At 65.9% G+C, this 17,821-nt stretch carries 22 protein-coding genes; 9 read left to right on the forward strand and 13 right to left on the reverse strand.

Features of this window, described 5'->3' with window-relative positions; genetic code table 11:
- Positions 1-40: 40 nt before the first annotated feature.
- Both CXR02_RS03620 and CXR02_RS03625 read right to left on the reverse strand, forming a co-directional pair.
- Complete coding sequence (locus tag CXR02_RS03620; protein WP_104060763.1) at positions 41-3,529, reverse strand: DNA polymerase III subunit alpha; 3,489 nt, start codon at positions 3,527-3,529, stop codon at positions 41-43.
- Positions 3,526-3,861, reverse strand: a complete 336-nt coding sequence (locus CXR02_RS03625; protein ID WP_104060764.1) for a DUF6504 family protein — start codon at positions 3,859-3,861, stop codon at positions 3,526-3,528. Before CXR02_RS03625 ends, CXR02_RS03620 begins: the two co-directional genes overlap by 4 nt.
- 154 nt (positions 3,862-4,015) lie before the next feature.
- Between CXR02_RS03625 and CXR02_RS03630 the strand changes: the two genes are divergently transcribed.
- Positions 4,016-4,405: a hypothetical protein gene (locus tag CXR02_RS03630; protein WP_056340376.1), complete on the forward strand. Its 390-nt coding sequence runs from the start codon at positions 4,016-4,018 to the stop codon at positions 4,403-4,405.
- 73 nt (positions 4,406-4,478) lie between these two features.
- On the opposite strand, the gene CXR02_RS03635 is transcribed toward CXR02_RS03630, so the two are convergent.
- Entirely contained in the window at positions 4,479-4,799 is a 321-nt protein-coding gene (locus tag CXR02_RS03635) for a chorismate mutase (protein WP_104060765.1), read from the reverse strand.
- 19 nt (positions 4,800-4,818) lie between these two features.
- Here CXR02_RS03635 and CXR02_RS03640 point away from each other — a divergent pair, with 19 nt between their 5' ends.
- Positions 4,819-5,241, forward strand: a complete 423-nt coding sequence (locus CXR02_RS03640) for a VOC family protein (protein ID WP_104060766.1) — start codon at positions 4,819-4,821, stop codon at positions 5,239-5,241.
- A 23-nt stretch (positions 5,242-5,264) separates the two neighbouring features.
- Here the strand turns inward: CXR02_RS03640 and CXR02_RS03645 are convergent, their stop codons facing one another.
- The gene (locus CXR02_RS03645) at positions 5,265-6,014 is read right to left on the reverse strand and encodes an SOS response-associated peptidase (RefSeq protein ID WP_104060767.1); all 750 of its coding nucleotides are present in this window, start codon (positions 6,012-6,014) and stop codon (positions 5,265-5,267) included.
- A gap of 129 nt (positions 6,015-6,143) precedes the next feature.
- Here CXR02_RS03645 and CXR02_RS03650 point away from each other — a divergent pair, with 129 nt between their 5' ends.
- From CXR02_RS03650 to CXR02_RS03660, 3 genes are all read left to right on the forward strand, one after another.
- Entirely contained in the window at positions 6,144-6,401 is a 258-nt protein-coding gene (locus CXR02_RS03650) for a mycoredoxin (protein WP_056340387.1), read from the forward strand.
- A gap of 82 nt (positions 6,402-6,483) precedes the next feature.
- Positions 6,484-7,569, forward strand: coding sequence for an S-(hydroxymethyl)mycothiol dehydrogenase (locus tag CXR02_RS03655; RefSeq protein WP_104060768.1), 1,086 nt, complete (start codon positions 6,484-6,486; stop codon positions 7,567-7,569).
- A complete protein-coding gene (locus CXR02_RS03660; protein WP_104060769.1) occupies positions 7,566-8,207 on the forward strand; it encodes an MBL fold metallo-hydrolase in 642 nt (213 codons plus the stop codon). The genes CXR02_RS03655 and CXR02_RS03660 overlap by 4 nt, the downstream gene beginning before the upstream one ends.
- A gap of 50 nt (positions 8,208-8,257) precedes the next feature.
- Here CXR02_RS03660 and CXR02_RS03665 read toward each other — a convergent pair whose 3' ends face one another.
- Positions 8,258-9,025: a lipoate--protein ligase gene (locus CXR02_RS03665; protein ID WP_104060770.1), complete on the reverse strand. Its 768-nt coding sequence runs from the start codon at positions 9,023-9,025 to the stop codon at positions 8,258-8,260.
- A gap of 16 nt (positions 9,026-9,041) precedes the next feature.
- On the opposite strand from CXR02_RS03665, the gene CXR02_RS03670 reads away from it, so the two are divergent.
- The 3 genes from CXR02_RS03670 to CXR02_RS03680 all read left to right on the forward strand — a co-directional run bounded on the left by CXR02_RS03670 (position 9,042) and on the right by CXR02_RS03680 (position 11,947).
- Positions 9,042-9,431: a DUF2177 family protein gene (locus tag CXR02_RS03670; RefSeq protein WP_104060771.1), complete on the forward strand. Its 390-nt coding sequence runs from the start codon at positions 9,042-9,044 to the stop codon at positions 9,429-9,431.
- A 93-nt stretch (positions 9,432-9,524) separates the two neighbouring features.
- Positions 9,525-10,229, forward strand: a complete 705-nt coding sequence (locus tag CXR02_RS03675) for an endonuclease/exonuclease/phosphatase family protein (RefSeq protein ID WP_104060881.1) — start codon at positions 9,525-9,527, stop codon at positions 10,227-10,229.
- Positions 10,230-10,252: 23 nt separating this feature from the next.
- Positions 10,253-11,947, forward strand: a complete 1,695-nt coding sequence (locus CXR02_RS03680) for a SulP family inorganic anion transporter (RefSeq protein ID WP_104060772.1) — start codon at positions 10,253-10,255, stop codon at positions 11,945-11,947.
- Positions 11,948-11,996: 49 nt separating this feature from the next.
- On the opposite strand, the gene CXR02_RS03685 is transcribed toward CXR02_RS03680, so the two are convergent.
- From CXR02_RS03685 to CXR02_RS03715, 7 genes are all read right to left on the reverse strand, one after another.
- Positions 11,997-12,800 carry a thioesterase family protein gene (locus CXR02_RS03685; RefSeq protein ID WP_104060882.1) on the reverse strand — a complete coding sequence of 268 codons (804 nt, stop codon included), beginning with the start codon at positions 12,798-12,800 and terminating at the stop codon, positions 11,997-11,999.
- A 31-nt stretch (positions 12,801-12,831) separates the two neighbouring features.
- Positions 12,832-13,344 carry a DedA family protein gene (locus CXR02_RS03690; protein ID WP_104060773.1) on the reverse strand — a complete coding sequence of 171 codons (513 nt, stop codon included), beginning with the start codon at positions 13,342-13,344 and terminating at the stop codon, positions 12,832-12,834.
- A gap of 3 nt (positions 13,345-13,347) precedes the next feature.
- Entirely contained in the window at positions 13,348-14,016 is a 669-nt protein-coding gene (locus tag CXR02_RS03695) for a heme oxygenase (biliverdin-producing) (protein WP_104060774.1), read from the reverse strand.
- A gap of 62 nt (positions 14,017-14,078) precedes the next feature.
- Positions 14,079-14,603, reverse strand: coding sequence for an NUDIX domain-containing protein (locus CXR02_RS03700; protein WP_104060775.1), 525 nt, complete (start codon positions 14,601-14,603; stop codon positions 14,079-14,081).
- A 54-nt stretch (positions 14,604-14,657) separates the two neighbouring features.
- A complete protein-coding gene (locus tag CXR02_RS03705) occupies positions 14,658-14,858 on the reverse strand; it encodes a DUF1918 domain-containing protein (protein WP_104060776.1) in 201 nt (66 codons plus the stop codon).
- Between the two features lie 53 nt (positions 14,859-14,911).
- Positions 14,912-15,472, reverse strand: coding sequence for a DNA alkylation repair protein (locus CXR02_RS03710; RefSeq protein WP_258060739.1), 561 nt, complete (start codon positions 15,470-15,472; stop codon positions 14,912-14,914).
- Complete coding sequence (locus CXR02_RS03715) at positions 15,469-15,828, reverse strand: TraR/DksA C4-type zinc finger protein (protein WP_104060777.1); 360 nt, start codon at positions 15,826-15,828, stop codon at positions 15,469-15,471. The genes CXR02_RS03710 and CXR02_RS03715 overlap by 4 nt, the downstream gene beginning before the upstream one ends.
- Before the next feature lie 139 nt (positions 15,829-15,967).
- Here CXR02_RS03715 and CXR02_RS03720 point away from each other — a divergent pair, with 139 nt between their 5' ends.
- Positions 15,968-16,348 carry a cupin domain-containing protein gene (locus tag CXR02_RS03720; protein ID WP_104060778.1) on the forward strand — a complete coding sequence of 127 codons (381 nt, stop codon included), beginning with the start codon at positions 15,968-15,970 and terminating at the stop codon, positions 16,346-16,348.
- 23 nt (positions 16,349-16,371) lie between these two features.
- Here the strand turns inward: CXR02_RS03720 and CXR02_RS03725 are convergent, their stop codons facing one another.
- Positions 16,372-17,664 carry a transglycosylase gene (locus CXR02_RS03725; protein WP_104060779.1) on the reverse strand — a complete coding sequence of 431 codons (1,293 nt, stop codon included), beginning with the start codon at positions 17,662-17,664 and terminating at the stop codon, positions 16,372-16,374.
- Positions 17,665-17,821 lie beyond the last annotated feature (157 nt).

Raw genomic sequence — 17,821 nt, forward strand, 5'->3', positions numbered from 1 at the left:
TCGGTTTCCCGGGAGGCCGACCAACGGGACCCGCGGCCGCTCAGCCGCCCATTCCGGTAATCGCCAGGCTTCGGCTGATCCCGTCCAAAGGATGCGGCACATCGGTGCTCTCCACCCGATCCGCCGCGAACGGCAGGGATTCCACCCGGCTCAGGTCCCAGGCCATGCTGGCGCTCAGGCTGATTCCCCGGGGACCTGTCCGCCGGGTGGTGCCCCGGATCAGCAGAAGCCTGGTGCCGAACAGCAGCAGCCCCGCCTGTTCCTGGGCTTCATGGAAGAACACGGAGTCGACGCAGCCGGTGCCGTCGTCGATGCTGATGAACACCACCCGCCGGCCGCCGCGCATGGGCGGTGTCTGGGTGGCGATGCGCACCCCGGCCACCAGCACCTCGGTGCCGTTGCGCAGGCTCAACAGTTTGTCTGCAGTGGTGACCCCCAGCCGATCCAGCATGGGCCGGTGGCTGTCCATCAGGTGCCCGCTGACATCAATGGCCATCAGGTCCAGTTCTGCCCGGACGTTTTCCACTAGGGTGGGCGCGGGAAGCCCGGGCTTGACGTTCCGCAACTCCACATCCCCCAGCGGCAGGGACAGCTGCCCGTCCATGATGTCGAGGCCCTTCCGGGTACCGCCCGCGGCCTGGAGCTGCTGCAGGTGCTGGACGAGGTCCGCGCGGTTGGCGGCGCCTCCCGATTCACGGTGCAGGGAGTCAAAGGCTCCCAGCTGGGCGAGCCTTTTGATGCTTGGCTTGCTCAGCCTGGACCGGGCACGGAGGTCAGCCAGGGAGTCGTAGGGCTGGCCGGCGACAATCCGCTTGAGCTCGGTCCCGGACAGGCCATAGATGCCGTTAAGGCTCAGCCTGATCCCCAGCTTGCCGGCGTCCGGCCCGTCCGTCACCCGTTCCACCCGGTACTCGGCATGGCTGTGGTTGATGTCCAGCGGCAGGATGGGGATGCCCAGCCTGCGGGCCTCGGCAACCAGCAGCCGTTTGGGGTACATGCCGGGATCGTGTTCCCACAGCCCGGCCAGGAAAGCCTCGGGGTGGTGCGTCTTGAGCCACGCGGACTGGTAGGTGGGAACGGCAAATGCCGCACCGTGCGCCTTGCAGAAGCCGAAGCTGCCAAAGGCTTTCAGGGTCCCCCAGACCTTGTCCACCACTTCCGGGGTGTACCCCTTGATCCGGGCTTCCCTGCGGAAGAACTCTTCCACTTTCAGCTCGTGGACCTCGTTGCCGAGCGCCCGGCGGAACTCATCCGCGCGCGCCAGGCCGCAGCCGGTCATCACGTGGAAGGTTTTCAGGATCTGTTCATGGAAGACAGTGACGCCATGGGTTTCCTGCAGCACGGGTTTCAGGTCGGGGTGCGGGTAGACCTCCGGTGCGAAGCCGTGCCGGTGCTCCAGGAAGGGCCGCACCATGTCCGATTTCATGGGGCCGGGCCGGAACAGCGAAATGTCGATGATGAGGTCATTGAACTCACGCGGCGCCAGCTTGCCGATCAGTTCACGCTGGCCGGGTGACTCGATCTGGAAGCAGCCCAGGGTGTGGGTGCTGCGGATCAGTTCGTAGGTTGGTTCATCATCCAGCGGCACGGCGTTGAGGTCGATGTGGCCGTTCTCGGCGATGTAGTCCGGCCCGGTCCCGTCAGGACCTGCAGGGTGGGCCCCTGCCGCCACCACTTCCGCTTTGGAAGGATGGATCCGGATGACTTCCCGGACGGCAAACGCCATGGCGCTCTGCATCCTGACCCCCAGGACATCAAGCTTGAGCATGCCCATGGGATCCATGTCGTGTTTATCGAACTGGCTCATGGGCAGCCCCAGCCCGCTGGGCTGCACCGGGGTCCGGTCAAGCAGCGTGGCATCGCCCAGGATCACCCCGCAGGGATGCATGGAGATATGGCGGGGCAGGCGGTCCAGCCGTTCCGTGAGGTCCACCAGCAGGTCAAGCTGCTGGTTTTCGGCGAAGTCCCGTTGTTCCACCCGGCCGGCGAACTCCCGCAGCTCAGGTTTCTCAACCAGTGCCTCACGGAATTTCCGGGCCGAAAAACGCCACAGCTGCTTGGCGATCTCACCGACGTCGTCATCGTCCATCCCCAGGGCCATCCCGGCGTCGCGGACTGCACCGCGTGCGCGGTACCCGTTCTGCATGCTCATCAGCGTGACGCGCTCGGAACCGAAGCGGTCAAAGATCCGCCGGTACACGTTGTGCCGTTCGGCGCTTTCGACGTCGATGTCGATGTCCGGCAGCGTGGCCCGGTCCCGGGACAGGAAGCGTTCGAAGATCAGGTCGTGTTGCAGGGGGTCCACCTGGCTGACATCAATCAGGTAGTTGACCAGGCTGGAGGCCCCGGAACCACGGGCGGCTGCCCTGACCCCCATGTCCATGATCATCCGGGAGACCTCCGCGACCGTGAGGAAATAGGAGGAAAACCCGAGGTTCCTGATGATTCCCAGCTCGTGCTCCAGCCGCGAGCGCATGTCCTTGTGGGCTGAGCCTGATATTCCGGGGAACCGCCTGCTGATCCCGGCCTCACAGCGCTGCACCAGTTCATCGTGCGGGTCCTGGCTGATGCCTATGACCGATGCCTCGGGGACCACCGGCTGCTTCCAGCCCATGTCAGTCACCGGGTCAATCCGGCAGAAGTCGGCGAGCGCCTCGGTCTGTGCCATCAGCTGTTTGAGGTCCGCTGCGCCATACCCTGCGGCGCGGATGATTTCCTTGCCGAGCTGAAGCATCTGCGCTGAGGATTTGAGCCAGGCCTGCCCGTTGGGCTGGAGCAGCGGTTCGGCCGCGAGTTCGGGGAGTGACTTCAGCGTCCGGGCGGAGTCGAGCACGTCAGCTGTGGCGGCGCCGTCCTCTGCGCAGTAGCGGACGGCGTTGGTGAGCACGGCCGGTACGTGGTGTTCTTCCGCGAGTTTGAGCATTCGTACTGCGTGGGCGGTGCTCAGGGGCGCTCCGGGGGCAGTGAGCTGGGAAACGACTTCCGCCACCAGGGTTCTTGGGGGCATGGCGTCCAGCCAGCTTTTGAAAAGGGTGCGCGGACGGAGGTAGCGGCGGCCGCTCATGGCCCGTCCGACGTCGGAATCCGGGCCGATCAGGACCGTCAGGACCGGTTTCAGGGTTTTGGGGTCGAGCGTGCGGGAGGCGAGTTCGGCGCGGGTGACCGCCACGGGCACCGCTCCCCCGGCTTTGCCGGAGGTGCGGGCATGGGCATCGGACACCAGCCGGCACAGTGCGCGGTAGCCCGCCCCGTTGTTGTGGCCGCGGGCGAGCACCACTACCCTGCCGGCGAGCTGGGTGCGGTGGTCGCCGTCGTCGTCGAAAACCGCAAGGTCCACCCCCACGATGGGGTCGATGCCAGCTTCCATGCAGGCTTTGAGGTGTTTGATGGTGCCGTAGAGGCCGTCCCGGTCCGTGCAGGCGAGCGCGGTTGCGCCGTCCGCGGCGGCAACCTGGGCCAGTTCGTCGGGCCAGGCAACGCCATAGTGTGCGCTGAAGGCCGTGGAAACGTGAAGGTGGGAGAAGCTCATGCTGTTTGTGGCCGGAGGGCGTCGTGGATCCGCAGGAGCCTCCAGCGGCCGCTGCCGGTATGCCGGCTCAGGTCCAGGGTGAGCGGCTCTCCTGCATCCCGGGGGCCGGCACCCCGCGGGTCCGCCTGCACTTGGACGCGCCAGATTTCGTGGTCCACCAGCCCCGGCCCGCTGCCGAGCGGCGCACGGCGTTCCTCGGCCCACCACTGCCGGCGTTCATACCACCGGACGGGCTCGGCGCACACCGTGTAGTGCCGTCCGGCCCACTGGAGGTTCAGCGGCTGGCCGGCGGGGGTGCAGACAACGTCCACGGACTCGCTGAACATACCCATGGTCGCCTCCCGGAACTGAACGGAGCTGCTGCAAAATGCTGATGCAAAAGCAAGGTATTCGAATACATGTTCGAATACCTTGAGTCTACGACGACGCTCCGACAAAACCTAGACAGGGGTGGACGGACGGGCAGCAGGGAGGCAGGATTGTGGCATGAGCACCAATGACGCACTCCTCAAGCACGTAAGCATCAAGGCCCAGGACGAAAAGCTCGTGGCAACCTTTGATATCGACGGCAACATACCGGGGGCAGGTGCGTACGTAGTGGGACTGGTGGCGGCGAGCCCTGATTACTCATCGCAAAGACGCTTGGGCATTGAGTTCATGAACGGGGAGGCCATTGCCTTCTACTCGTTCAGCCATGACCAGAGCGCCGAGGAAAACTATGATCTTGGCGGCGTGACGCACTCGGGCAGCACCATCACCGGCAACTTCCCCGTCGCGGCCGTCCATGGCCTGGGCAAGGGCCACATCATGTCGGCCTTCAGCGAGGCTGACGGCAGGGAGTTCCAGTCGGGCGTCGCCGTCGACGAAGCGCTCTAAGTCGACGAAGCGCTCTAAGGAACACCGGGGCAGGTGCTGCCGGAACCGTGTCCGGACAGCACCTGCGGCAGCGTCAGCTGCTTTCTTTGTGGACCTTCATTTCGAGTTCGATGAACCCCGAGATCATGGCCCGGTAGGTTGATTCCACGATGTCCGGATCAATGTCCTTCTTTTCCGCGGCGGCCCGGACATGCTCGATCACCCGTTCCACCCGGCCGGGGGCGCGGACTTCAGCGTCGTCCCCCTTCAGGGTTCCGGCGATCCGGATCAGGCGTTCACGCCGAGCAATGAGGGTGACAATCTGCTCGTCAACTTCGTCTACCGCAATCCGAACAGCTGCGAGCTGTTCTTTGTCGGCCAAAGCGTCCCTATCGTTTCCTTGAATTGTTGCCATCTTCTGACAGTATCGAAGCATGCAGCCCAGAGTCGACTTCATCTCACTAGGCGTTCGCAGTGTTGACGCCTCCCGCCGGTTCTACGCGGAGGGCCTCGGCTGGCCTGTCCACCGCGAGTTTCCCGGTGATGTGGTGTTTATCCAGGTCAACCACGGCCTCATCCTTTCCCTGTGGGACGCCGCGCAGATGCACGCCGAGGCCGGGGTAGGTGCCCCCGGCCCGGTCCCCTGCATTACGCTCAGCCACAACCTGCCCAGCACCGAGGCGGTGGACCGGGTCATGGCGGAAGCGGCATCGGCCGGGGCCACTATCGTCGCCGCGCCGGTCACCCAGCCCTGGGGCGGGTACAGCGGCTATTTCGCCGATCCGGACGGTTTCCGCTGGGAAGTTGCCTACAACCCCACGTGGACAGTGGACGACGCCGGCAAGGTCACCGTTTAGGGGCATGTCGCCCGAGTGCCGGTTTAGAACAAGGCTTCCACCGGCCGGATCAGTTCCGGGGAGTTGTTGCGTACGTTGCCCACCTCGGTGCCGACCGAATCCACAAGCCAGTCGGCCGCGACTTCCTTCACGTGGGCCCGGACCAGGTCCACGAGGAAGGCGGCGTCATCGATCTGCGGGTCGATCCACGACGCCATGGTGGCCCGGTCCATGGGCAGCGGCACGCGGTCGTGCAGGGCGGTGAGCTTGCCGAAAATTGTGGACTCGGCACCGGGCGGCGGGGTGTCTGCCGTCAGGATGGATGTGGAGAGCATCCACCGTCCGGGATCGCTCTCGGCCTTGGACGGATCCTTCCACCACTCATACAGGCCCGCGAACACCAGCCCGCTGCCTTTGCCTGGATGAACGTAGTAGGGCTGCTTGGCTTTGCCGGTGCCCTGCTTCCATTCGTAGTACCCGTCCGCCGGGACAGCGCAGCGCCGTGACTTCACGGCCTTGCGGAAGGCCGGCTTCTCCAGCACCGTCTCGCTCCGCGCGTTGATCATCTTGGGGCCGATGCCCGGATCCTTCGCCCAGGACGGCACCAGGCCCCAGCGGGCCACATGCAGCTGCCTCACGGGGCCGTCGTCGATCAGCCGTTCCAGGACGATCGGGACAGCGTCGGTTGGCGCCACGTTCCAGGACGGGGGAAGGTGCACCTCCTCCTCCAGCTGGGCATCAAAGTCGGCCAGCAAATCGCCCACGGCCCGTGCCATCACATAGCGTCCACACATGGCTCCAGCATGCCATCAGCGTTATCTACTGTCATCCGGCGCCGCATCCGCCGGGCCGGCTCAGGGAATAGCCCGCCTCGGGTTACCGTTGACGGGAACGAACCCCCTCAACGATTTCAGGAGAGCTCCGTGGACTTTACCCCCGAGAACGGCACCATCACCATGTTTTCCACCACCTGGTGCGGCTACTGCAACCGGCTGAAGAAGCAGCTGGACGCGCAGGGCATCGGCTACACGGAAATCAACATCGAAGAAGTGGAGGGCACAGCCGACCTCGTGGAGAAGCTCAACGGCGGCAACCGCACCGTCCCCACCGTGCTCTTCCCGGACGGCACCGCCGCCACCAACCCTTCCGCTGCCGAGGTAAAGAGCCGCCTCGCAGCCTGACCACGCCAGCTCGTGTGGTAGACAGAACGGGACCAACATCCGTGTTGGTCCCGTTCTGTCTATCTGCATGAGGGAGCCTTTCGTGGTCCATAAAGTCAAAGGTGTCGTAGCCCGCTCCAAAGGGGCCCCGGTCACTCTGGAGACCATCCTGGTCCCGGAACCGGGCCCGGGCGAGGCTCTGGTGGACATCCTCACCAGCGGCGTCTGCCACACCGACCTGCACTACAAACTGGGCGGCATCAGCGATGACTTCCCCTTCCTCCTGGGCCATGAGGCCACCGGAGTGGTCAGCGCCGTGGGCCCGGACGTCACGAACGTCGCCCCGGGCGACCGCGTGGTGCTGAACTGGCGGGCCGTCTGCGGCAACTGCCGTGCGTGCAACCGCGGCCAGGCACAGTACTGCTTCAACACCCACAACGCCACCCAGAAGATGACGCTTGAGGACGGCACCGAACTCTCCGCCGCCCTGGGCATCGGCGCGTTCATCGAAAAGACCCTCGTTGCCGCCGGCCAGTGCACCAAGGTGGATCCCGACGCCGATGCTGCCGCCATCGGCCTGCTCGGCTGCGGCGTCATGGCCGGACTGGGCGCCGCCATCAACACCGGGGGCGTCAAGCGCGGTGATACGGTCGCCGTCATCGGCTGCGGCGGTGTGGGCGTGGCCGCCATCGCCGGCGCCGCGCTCGCCGGCGCAACCACCATCATCGCCGTCGACATCGACGCGAAAAAGCTGGACCGTGCCAAGGGCCTCGGCGCCACCCACACCGTGGACTCCTCCGCAACGGACCCTGTCGAGAAAATCCGGGAACTCACCGGCGGCTTCGGCGCTGACGTGGTGATTGACGCCGTCGGGCGCCCCGAAACGTACAAGCAGGCGTTCTACGCCCGCGACCTCGCCGGCACCGTGGTGCTGGTGGGCGTCCCGACGCCGGAGATGACCCTGGAGCTGCCCCTGCTGGACGTCTTCGGCCGCGGCGGCTCGCTGAAGTCCTCCTGGTACGGCGACTGCCTGCCGTCCCGGGACTTCCCCATGCTGATCAGCCTCTACAAGCAGGGCAAGCTGGACCTGGATGCCTTCGTGACCGAGCGGATCACCATCGACCAGGTGGAGGAAGCGTTCGAGAAGATGCACTCCGGTTCCGTGCTGCGTTCGGTGGTGGAACTGTGAGCGTCCGGATCGATCGTCTCGTCACGTCCGGAACGTTCTCGCTCGACGGCGGCACCTGGGATGTGGACAACAACGTCTGGATCGTGGGCAACGAGGAGGAATGCGTGGTGATCGACCCCGCGCACGATGCCAAGGCCGTAGCCGCGGCCGTCGGTGGCCGGAAGCTCAAGGCGATCCTGCTGACCCACGGCCACGACGACCACATCCGTTCAGTAGCTGACTTCTGGGACCTCGTCCAGGCACCGATCCACCTCCACCGGGAAGACTGGATGCTTTGGCGGAACGTCTACCCGGATGTGGAACCCGACGTCGCCATCAAGCACGGCGACGTCATTGAAGTGGCGGGGGCCAGCCTGACGGCCCTGCACACCCCCGGTCACTCGCCCGGCTCGGTGTCCTTCCACCTGGCTGACGGACCCGACGGCGAGGGCTCGCTCTTCAGCGGCGACACCCTGTTCCAGGGCGGCCCCGGCGCCACGGGCAGGTCCTACAGCGACTTCCCCACCATCATCGAGTCGATCCGGACGTGGCTGCTGCCGCTCCCGGCCGAAACGGTGGTCCGGACCGGCCACGGCGCCAGCACCACCATCGGAGTCGAAGCCCCGCACCTGGACGAATGGATCGCCCGGGGCCACTAAAGGGGCCCCGGCCGGCCTGAAACCGGGCCAGCCGGCCCGGCAAGCGCGGGCTACGCCTCCCGAGTATCCAAACCTGCATAGCTGCTGAAGTCGGCATGCTGGAGGGAGGCGTGGCCGGCGTACGCGGCAATAACGGCGTCCTCAACATCCTGGACCGTGAGGCCAGGCACCAGATCGTTGGCCGCGCCGGCAGTGGCCGGGTCCCAATCCAGGCCCAGGGCTGCATAGCTGTCCGTCAGGACGCTGCGGATGGGGGCGGAATTTTCCACCACGATCACGGAACTGAACAGCCACCCGCCGCTCACCACGCGCTGCGCTGTGCCCACGAGCTTGATCCGGTGCGCCGGGTCTGCCGGGTGGGTGCCGTGAACGCTGAACTCCCCGGGGCAGTACTCCCCCGGAATTTCGCCAACCTCTGCCTGCACACCGACGTCCCGCAGGGACTGCGCCAGCAGCTCACCAAAGAAGCTGAACCGGCCCTTGGAACCGGCAATGGCGTCCGCATGGGGCATCACATGGTCCACCACCAGCGTGCCCTCGTGGTAGGCGGCGGCGCGTCCGCCCGCCTTCCGCACCAGGGGTTCAAATCCGTGCTCGCGGCAGGCCCGGGCGGCCGCGTCGAAGCCGGGCAGGCGGGTATCCCGCTGACCGAAGGCAACAGTCGGCGCGGGCCGGTACAGCCGTAGCGTGGGGCCGATCCTGCCGGTCTTCGCCTGGGTCAGCAGTTCGAGGCCGAATTCCAGGTCACGTGCGGCGCCGAGGGAATGATCCTGCCGCACCACGGTGAGCGTCCGGAGTCCCGCTGCGGCGTCCTGCATATTGCTAAGCTCCCTTATGGTCATATTGCAATTCCTTGTCGTCGCGGCTGCGTTCGCGGTCATCGACGCCGTCTGGCTCAAGCTCATGAACCCGTTCTACCGCAGCCACATCGGTGACCTGCTCGCAGACAAGCCACACTTAGGTTACGCCGTGGCTTTCTATGTCATGTACATAGCGGGGATTGTCTTCTTTGCGCTGCAGCCGGCGCTCGACGGCGGCAGCTGGCTGACCGCCGTCGGCTATGGGGCCGCTCTGGGCGCCTTTGCCTACGCGACGTATGACCTGACGAATGCCGCCACGCTCAAGACGTGGCCGCTGCAGCTCATTGTTGTGGACATCCTGTGGGGTGCCGCCCTGACCGGATTGTCCACCCTCGCCGGCTGGCTGGTGTTCCGCGCCACCTGACATCCAGCGGTGTATTGCTGCACCGTCCCCCATCGGGTGGCTAAACTCAGGAACTGGGTCCACCCGCTACTCCTCAGAAGAGGTAATCCACTGATACGCGTCATTAGCTACAACCTCCGCAAGCACCAGGCCAGTGGGGAACTGGTTGATCTTGCCCAGAACTTCGGCGTCGATGCCCTGTGCCTCCAGGAGTGTGACACCTCGGACTTGCCGGACACGCTGGGTCCGTTGCAGCTCGCCGACTCCACCAAGGGCAACCGCCTTGGGCTGGCCATTTACTACCGGCCTGACCGGTTCACGGCCCACGGCACCAAGACCTTCGCGCTCAAAAAGTCCCTGCACGACATGGTCCTGGCGCCCGCCCATGAGCGCCTCATCGGCACGCGCGTGCGGGACAACGAGACCGACCACGAACTGGTTATCGCCTCGTTCCACGCCGCTCCGCTGACCGCCACCAACTCGCTGCGGCGCAACCAGATCCACGCGGCCCACGCGGAACTCCTGGGTATGGGCACCGGCCTTATGACTCTGATGGTGGGTGACTTCAACTACCCCTTCTTCACCAAGAACCTCAACGAACACATGAAGAACACCGGCTACGAACTCTCCCTCAGCGACCGCAGGACCTACACCCGCTACAAAGTATTCAAGGGCCACTTCGACTTTGCCACGTCCCTGGGACTGAACATCGAGAATGTGGAAACCCTGCCCCGCGGCGCCTCCGACCACCTGCCGATCCTGGTGACCGCCGAATACGGCCAGGATTCGACGCCGTTCCAGGAGCCCCCCGCGTCCTGATTTTCACCAATTTGGAGGCCCGAGTGCCGCACGACTGGATCAAGAAAGCGCTGCCGGGCGTCGGTGTAGCTCGTGGTTACAAACGGTCTTGGCTGAAGTCGGACCTGGTGGCCGGTGCCGTCTTGAGTGCAGCCCTAGTGCCGGCAGGGATGGCGTACGCCGAGGCCAGCGGGCTTCCTGCAGTGAACGGGCTGTACGCCTCCGTGGTGCCCATGATCTTCTATGCCGTGTTCGGGCCATCCCGGGTTGTCATTGTGGGGCCGGACTCGGCGCTGGCCCCCATGATCGCGGCCGCCATCCTTCCGCTGGCCGGGCAGGATCCGGAGAAGGCGGTGACCATGGCCGGCGTGCTGGCCATCCTGATCGGCCTTTTCCTGATCGCGGGCAGGGTCCTCAAGTTGGGGTTTGTGACGGGATTGCTGTCCCGGCCCATTCGCGTCGGATACCTGAACGGCATCGCGTTGGCGGTGACCGTCAGTCAGCTTCCGCGGCTGCTGGGGATAGATGTCTCGGCCGATGGCCTCTTTGAGCGCCTCACGTCCCTGGCGGACGCCGTCCTCAGCGGCGGTATCAATCCCGTCGCGCTAGCTGTGGGTGCAGGCAGCCTTGCTGTCATTATTGCCGGGCGCTTTCTTCCGTGGCAGGTGCCCAGCGTGCTGTTTGCCGTGGCAGGTTCCATCGCCATTGTGGCCGCTCTGGGCCTTGCCGGACAGCTGCCCATGGTGGGCGCGCTGCCGCAAGGGCTCCCGGCGCCCGCGCTGGGCGGCATCGGCATGGACGAGGTCCTGTCGCTCGTGGGCCCTGCAGCAGGCATCGCGCTGATTGCTTTTGCGGACACCTCCACCTTGTCCAAGAGCCTCGCAGCGCGCCGCGGAGCGAGGGTCAACGGCAATGAGGAAATGGGGGCCTTGGGTATCGCCAACGTGGCAACGGGGGTGCTGGGCGGCTTTCCGGTGAGCGGAAGTTCCTCCCGCACCCCGATTGTGCTCGACGCCGGGGCGAAGACGCAGCTCAGCGGTGTGGTGGCAGCCTTGCTCGTGGTCCTTTTTATGGTCGCCGCACCGGGGGTGACGGCTTTCCTTCCCACCGCCACGCTCGCCGCCGTGGTGATCGTGGCGGCGTTTTCGCTGGTTGACGTGCGAACGCTCGTGCGCCTCATCAGGATGAGCCGGCTGGAGGCCCTCCTCCTGGTGGTTACATTCCTCGGCGTCGCCTTTGTAGGGGTCCTACCGGGAATTGCCGTGGCCATTGGACTGTCCCTTCTGGCCTTTGTCCAGCGCGCCTGGGATCCCTACCGCACTGAGCTGGCCAGCGTGGCGGACGTTCCGGGCTTCCATGACCTGGACCGGCATCCCGAAGGCCGGCGGGTGGAGGGCCTGGTGATTGCCCGTTTCGATGCACCGTTGTTCTTTGCCAACGGGGAAGTGTTCGCCGAGCACATCCACGGCCTGGTGGACGCTGCGCCCTGGCCGGTGAAGTGGGTCATTGTGGCAGCCGAGCCGATCACAGGCCTTGATACGACAGCGCTGGATGAGCTCATTCAGCTCGACGATGAACTGGCGCAGGACGGTATCAGCTTGGTCTTCGCAGAAATGAAGGGACCGATCAAGGACCGCCTGATCCGGTTCGGGGCGAGCGCACGGTTCACAGAAGACCATTTCTTCCCCACCCTGCGCAATGCGGTACACAGCTACAAAAGCATTACCGGCGCCGAATAGTCACGCAGGTCGGGTAGCCACAGCGGTCCGGTAGTCACGGGCAAGGCCGTCAGGTCCGGCGAAGCGTCAGGATCTGTTCGGCACGGCCGAACGGGCCCTGAAGATCGTGCAGGACGGTGGACGTGAGGCCAATCCCGTCGGTTCCGAAGGAGACGGCGTTGTCCAGGCCAAGCCATTCGCCCTCGGGCCTGCGGTACATGTGGATCTGCAGGTCCAGGTTGGGGAACGCATAGCTGTCCTTGCCCGGCGGGACCCTGGCCGCGATCCCGTTGGCTGTGTCAACGAGGCCCATCAGGCGGGCCAGGTCGCCGCTGTCGGCTTTATCCGTCAGGGGGTGCTGGGTGCGGAGCCAGACGATGCCAGCGCCGGGCCGGTGGCCCTCGGCCACGCGCATCTCCAGTGACCGGATGTAACCGCCTGGCCAGATGGCAGGGCCGTCGAGCGGTTTGCATTCATCCGGCGCCGGAATGGTGGCGTCCTCGACGGCGGCAACCGCGGACGTGTCGCTGGTGATCATCCGCCACGCGGTGGCGCGGATGGCCACCCGGCCGTTGGCAACCAGTTCTGCCTGCAGGAGCTCGATGGTCCGGCCCGGGCGGAGGGTGGTGGTTTCGATGTGGAACCCGCCGCCCGGGATCAGGCCCAGGATCTCGTAGCTCAGCCGGGCCATGCGCATGTCGGCGCGCGGCTCGTGGCGCTCCAGTCTGTCCGCCATCAGTCCGGACGCCGGCGCCATGTGCTGTTCGTGCTCGTTCCAGGCCCCCTGGGCGTGGATGGTGGAGCGGAATTGGCCGCCGCCGAGCGCCTGGTAGTAGAAATCGCCGTCGGCCAGTTCCGGGAGTGCAGCAGTCAACATTGACCCTTTCGCTTTGTTCTTGTGTGGCTCAGCCCACCCTATCCGCTGTGCCTGCCTCTGCCCGGTCGGCAGCGCTCCCCCGCGACCGGCGCCGCCGCCGTACCAGCAGCCAGGCGATAAGTCCGGCCGCTGCGGCGGCCAGCACAACAATCCCACACGGGGAGCCGGCAGCCAGCGCCAGCCACGCCTCCACGGCGGCGAGCCCGACGGTGGCGTAGAGCAGTGCCCAGAGGATGGAACCGGCGACGGCGGCGGGAAGGTAGCGCCGCAACGGCATCTTCGCAGCGCCGGCGGCGAGGTTGACGGCGGTCTGCAGGCCGATGGTCAGGAACGAAAGCGTCACGGCGAACGGTCCCCACCGGCGGACCAGCTCCTTCGCGTGGACGGCACGCCGGCCGTTCCAGGACGACGCGAACCGCGTGTGTTCCAGGCCGGCTGCCGCTCCCCGGCCGATCCAGTACGTTGCATTGACCCGCAGCATAACAATGGCGAACAGGCTGGCCGCCGCCACGCCGAAGGGCAGATCCAGGAACTGGTCCATGGGTCAGGCCGCGGGCTGCGGTCGGGCCCCGACGGCGAGCTGAAGGTCCGCGAAGATGTTGCCGTTAAGCCGGAAGGCGTGGGCGGCGTGCGCGAGCACCGCCTCGGTCCCGTCCTTGTCCAGCGCCAGGGCGTCCAGCCGGAGCCGGTAGCCGTCCTTGTACTGCTTTATTTTCCCGATAGCGGGAAAGAGGTAAAAGTTAAGGCCGTCGTCCGGGATGCCGTAGTGCCGCTGGACCAGGCGGTGGATGATCTGCCCGCCGGACAGGTCCCCGAGCAGCCGGACGTAGTGGTTGGCAAGCATAAACTCGGCACTGTGGTGTTCGCGTATCAGGGTGGCGTAGGCCGTGGTGGCCGGGACGGTGACAATCCGGCCGTCCGCCAGCCGGTCCTGCCAGCCGGGACCGTAATGGAACGCCATGTCCGCCTCGAGGGCAGCCATGCGTTCCAAGGCGGGGTCCATGCACCCTGCCAGCTGCGGATCAGAACCGTACTCGGACCGCGCCACTGATTCCATGGCACCGTACACCGTGTACAGCCGGGCAGTGAGGGCAGCGACGGCGGCCGCGTCCAGCCTGCCCTCGAGCAGGTCGCCCATAAACGGGGACGACTCAGCTTCTTCGTGGGCCGTACTGGTGGACTGTTTGAGCAACACGGAGAGCGGGGCGGTCATGTTCTTCCTCACGCGCAGCAGGGGGTCGGAACACCATTATGGCGCACCGCACTTAGGCAACCCTAATCTCGCCCTTCCAGCATGCGCGTCCGCAGGTCCGGCCACGATTTTGCGAAACCGGGATGGAGCTCTTTCGCGTCCACCTCGTCCAACGGAACCCACTGGAGTTCGAGGCTTTCCGGATCGCTGATTACGGGCTCAAAAGGCGCGGTCACCAGCACTACAACGGTGGTGTAGGACCAGTAGCCCAAGTCCAACACAGACGTGAAGAGGACGCTCACATAGGCGGCCGGTACCGCGGCTTCCTCGTGCGCCTCGCGGAGGGCCCCGGTGACTGCGTCCTCGCCCTGGTGCAATGCTCCGCCGGGCAGTCCCCAGGTACCACCGTTATGGCTCCACAGCGCGCGGTGCTGCAGGAGAACGCCCTTGCCGGGGTCATAAGCCAGCACGCCGGCGGCACCGAACCTGCCCCAGAACTTGCCGCCGCCGCCCTCCACCCAGGCGTCACCGGGGTCCCGCGGACCGGTCCGGACCGGCGGAATCGTGAGGTTCGCGTCAGGGGACGTGGCAGCCAAGGAGTGATCCATTCCACCAGTCTGACAGGTGCCCGGTGGCCCGGACGCGCGGCCGCCCGCGGCGCGTCAGCCGGTATGTCCCGCGTGACCGCGTTCGATGGCGAAATCACCGCCCGGGTACATAACGGTTTCGTGTCCGTCGTCGAACCTGACCAGGTAGGGCGGATGACCTTCCTGACCACGGACTTCCACGATCACGCCGTGCCGGTCCGAAGATCCGACGGTCCTCCCCCGGACGATAATCCTGTCGCCCTGCGCTGCCTCCATGGCAATCACCTCCAAGCCCCAGAGTACGACTGACGGGGACCGGGGAACAGGGGTCAGCCGCGTTCCGCGTCGCGGTTCCCGGAAATGCGCTGCAGGTCGGGTCCCTGAGACGCGATGAGCCGGGCAGCGTGGCGAAGCGAATCGTCGGGGTCCTGATGCCAGCGGGTGATGACGACGTCGGCGCGCTGGCGGCCGCTTTCGCCCAGTCCCTGCAGCAACGGAACCACAACGTCGGCAATCAGGGGGTCCACCAGCTCACCGGTCTGCGCGGTTCTGATGAAGCCCTCCAGCCGGGTCAGGTCAGAGTGGCGAAGAAGGGCAACCCGGGACTGCAGCAGCACCACGGCGGCGAGCCGCCTCTCATAGACCGGCCGCCTGCCGGGACCGGGCCGGCCCCAGAGTAGGGATGCCAAAGCGGTCACCTCATCGTGGCCAAGATCCTTGAACTTCCTGCTGGCGTCGCGGACGGTGCCGCGTACGGCTCCCACTGACGATCCGTAGGAACCCAGGACCCCGCCCACCCGGGCCTCCACGTCCTCCGCCCGGTACCAGGCGCCCTCATTCTGCAGGGTGGCATCGATGAAGCCGGCAGCGTCCTGCACGCGCCCGTTCACAGCCACCTCCCGGTGGCCGCGTGGAGGATGCAGAACGGCGTCGACGGACGGGCTTCGAGCCGCCCCTCCGCAATGGGATCCCCGCACACGGCGCATGTACCGTAGGTGCCCGCCGCAATCCGTGCTAGGGCCGCATCCACCTGGTCAAGTCCCGCACTGCTCTGCTTCAGGAGCGCCGAGGCCTGCGACAGCTCGAACGCAATGGTGGAACCCTCGGGGTCGTGTTCGTCATCCACGTTGGAATCCTGGCGTGCGGCGTTCGCCGAGGAGATGTCCGCACGGAGCGCGGGGAGCAGCTCGAGTTTCCGGGCGCGCTCTTCTTCCAGCAGGACCCGGAACCGTTCAAAATCGGGCATGGGAAAAGCCTAGTGGTTTGGGTCTCGACAAGCGCCGCCGGCGGGAGGATGCTGGCAAGCGTAAGCGCCTCAGATGCGGTCTGGCAGCCAGGGACAGAAAGCTGCCTGACACAAAACCAACAGAGAAAGTCTGCGTGTCATGCCTACAAACATCGTCACAGAACTGGCAGTCAAGTCCCACAACACACCGGATGAGAAGCGCCGACCGGAGAAAACCGAAGTGGATGTCGTCAACCTGGGCGGCTACACGGTCGGCCGGATGACGTTCAGTCCCGGCTGGCGCTGGTCGGACTGCATCAAGCCGGTGGTCCAGACCGAGTCCTGCCAGAACAACCACGTCGGATACTGCGTTTCCGGTGCCCTCAACGTCGAGACCACCGGTGGCAACCGGATCAGCATCAGCGCCGGCGATTCGTACACCATTCCACCCGGGCATGACGCCTGGGTGGACGGCGACGAAGCCTTCGTCGGCATTGAATTCTTCAGCGCCGCGGAATTCGCCAAGGCCCCAGGAACATGACCCGGCTGCCCTCCCCCGGCAGGTCAGTACCAGTTATTGGCCACGGAATGGTTCCACGCGCCGCACGGTGACCCGTAGCGGTCCGCTATATAGGACAGTCCCCAATTGACCTGGGTCCGGTAGCTCGTGAGCCAGTCGCTGCCGGCGCTGGCATACTTGCTGGCCGGCAGCGACTGGGCGATCCCGTATGCGCCCGAGTACGGGTTGGTGGCAGTGGTCAGCCAGTTGGACTCCTTGGTCCACAGCGACGCCAGGCACGGAAACTGGTCCTGGCTCCAGCCGTAGGCGCCGAGCTGCCCGGCTGCGTAGTTCTTGGCGCCCGCGGGGTCGTTGACAGCGCCTCCCGGAACGGAAGGCACGACGACGACGGGCGGCGGGACCGGCGTCGGGCTCGGCACCGGAGGCGGGGCGGGCACGCCCGGTACAGCAGGTGGGGCCGGAGCCGGTTTCTGCGCAGCGGCAAGGGCCGCCGCCTTGGCTGCCGCCTCCGCCTGTTGGCGTGCCTGTTCCTGCGCCGCGGCCCGCTTGGCGGCCTGCGCCGTTTCATACGCGGCCAAGGCCACCTGGCCCTGCCGGAAATCCCCCTCCACGGCAGCCGTGGTGCCTTTGAGGGAGGCCAGCTGCGCGGTCAGTTCCTGGCCGTGCTCCTGCTGCTCCGCGATCTGCCGGGACATGGCCTGCTGGGCGGATTGGGCGGCGTCGAGCTTGGTTCTGGCCTCGCCGGACAGGCGCTCGCGCTCGGCCCTGGCCGCCTGCTCCTGATCGGCCAGGGCACGGGAAATGCGTTCGGCGCCTGCAGATTTGTTGACCAGGGCCGCAGTCTTATCGCTGACGATCTGGACGATATTCAGGCCGTGGATGCTGTTGTTCTGCACGGCGTCGAGGGCAACGAAGAAACCCATGTTGGTTCCACCGGTCTTGTACGACTGGGCCGCCAGAGCACCGATTTCCTTCTTGTACTGTCCCAGTTCGGCCGCGGCGCGTGCAGTCTGGGCCGTGAGTGCGTCCACAGTGGAAGTGGCGGCCTGAAGTGCCGCTTCGGCCTTGGCGTACTCCGCGGCGGACGTTACGGCCGCATTGCCCAGCGCCTCTGCTTCAGCCTGGAGTCCGCCCAGCAGCCCATTGATCCTGGTGACTTCTGCCGCTTTGCCGGCCTCGCTCTTCTTGGCGTTCTGCACGTCTTGCCACGAGGGATACCCGCCGGGCGGCGCGTCGTCGGCGGCATGCGAGGGAAGCAGCGCAGCCGACCCCACCAGGGCGACCGCCAGCAGGCCGGCGAGGGCGGGCAGCCGCATTTTTTGAACAATCCGGGACATAGTTGGTGAGCTTACCGGGCATATACGGATTACGGGGCCTGACCTGCAACATCGTTACCGAGGAGGGAGGGAATCCGAGATGAAGCGCGGGTGGATTTCACGCCTACATTCCGTTACCGGAATGTGACATTGCTGATAACTGGAAGTTATGGTCAAA

Origin of the sequence: Arthrobacter sp. 4R501 (assembly GCF_002929755.1) — a bacterium.
GTDB lineage: Bacteria > Actinomycetota > Actinomycetes > Actinomycetales > Micrococcaceae > Arthrobacter.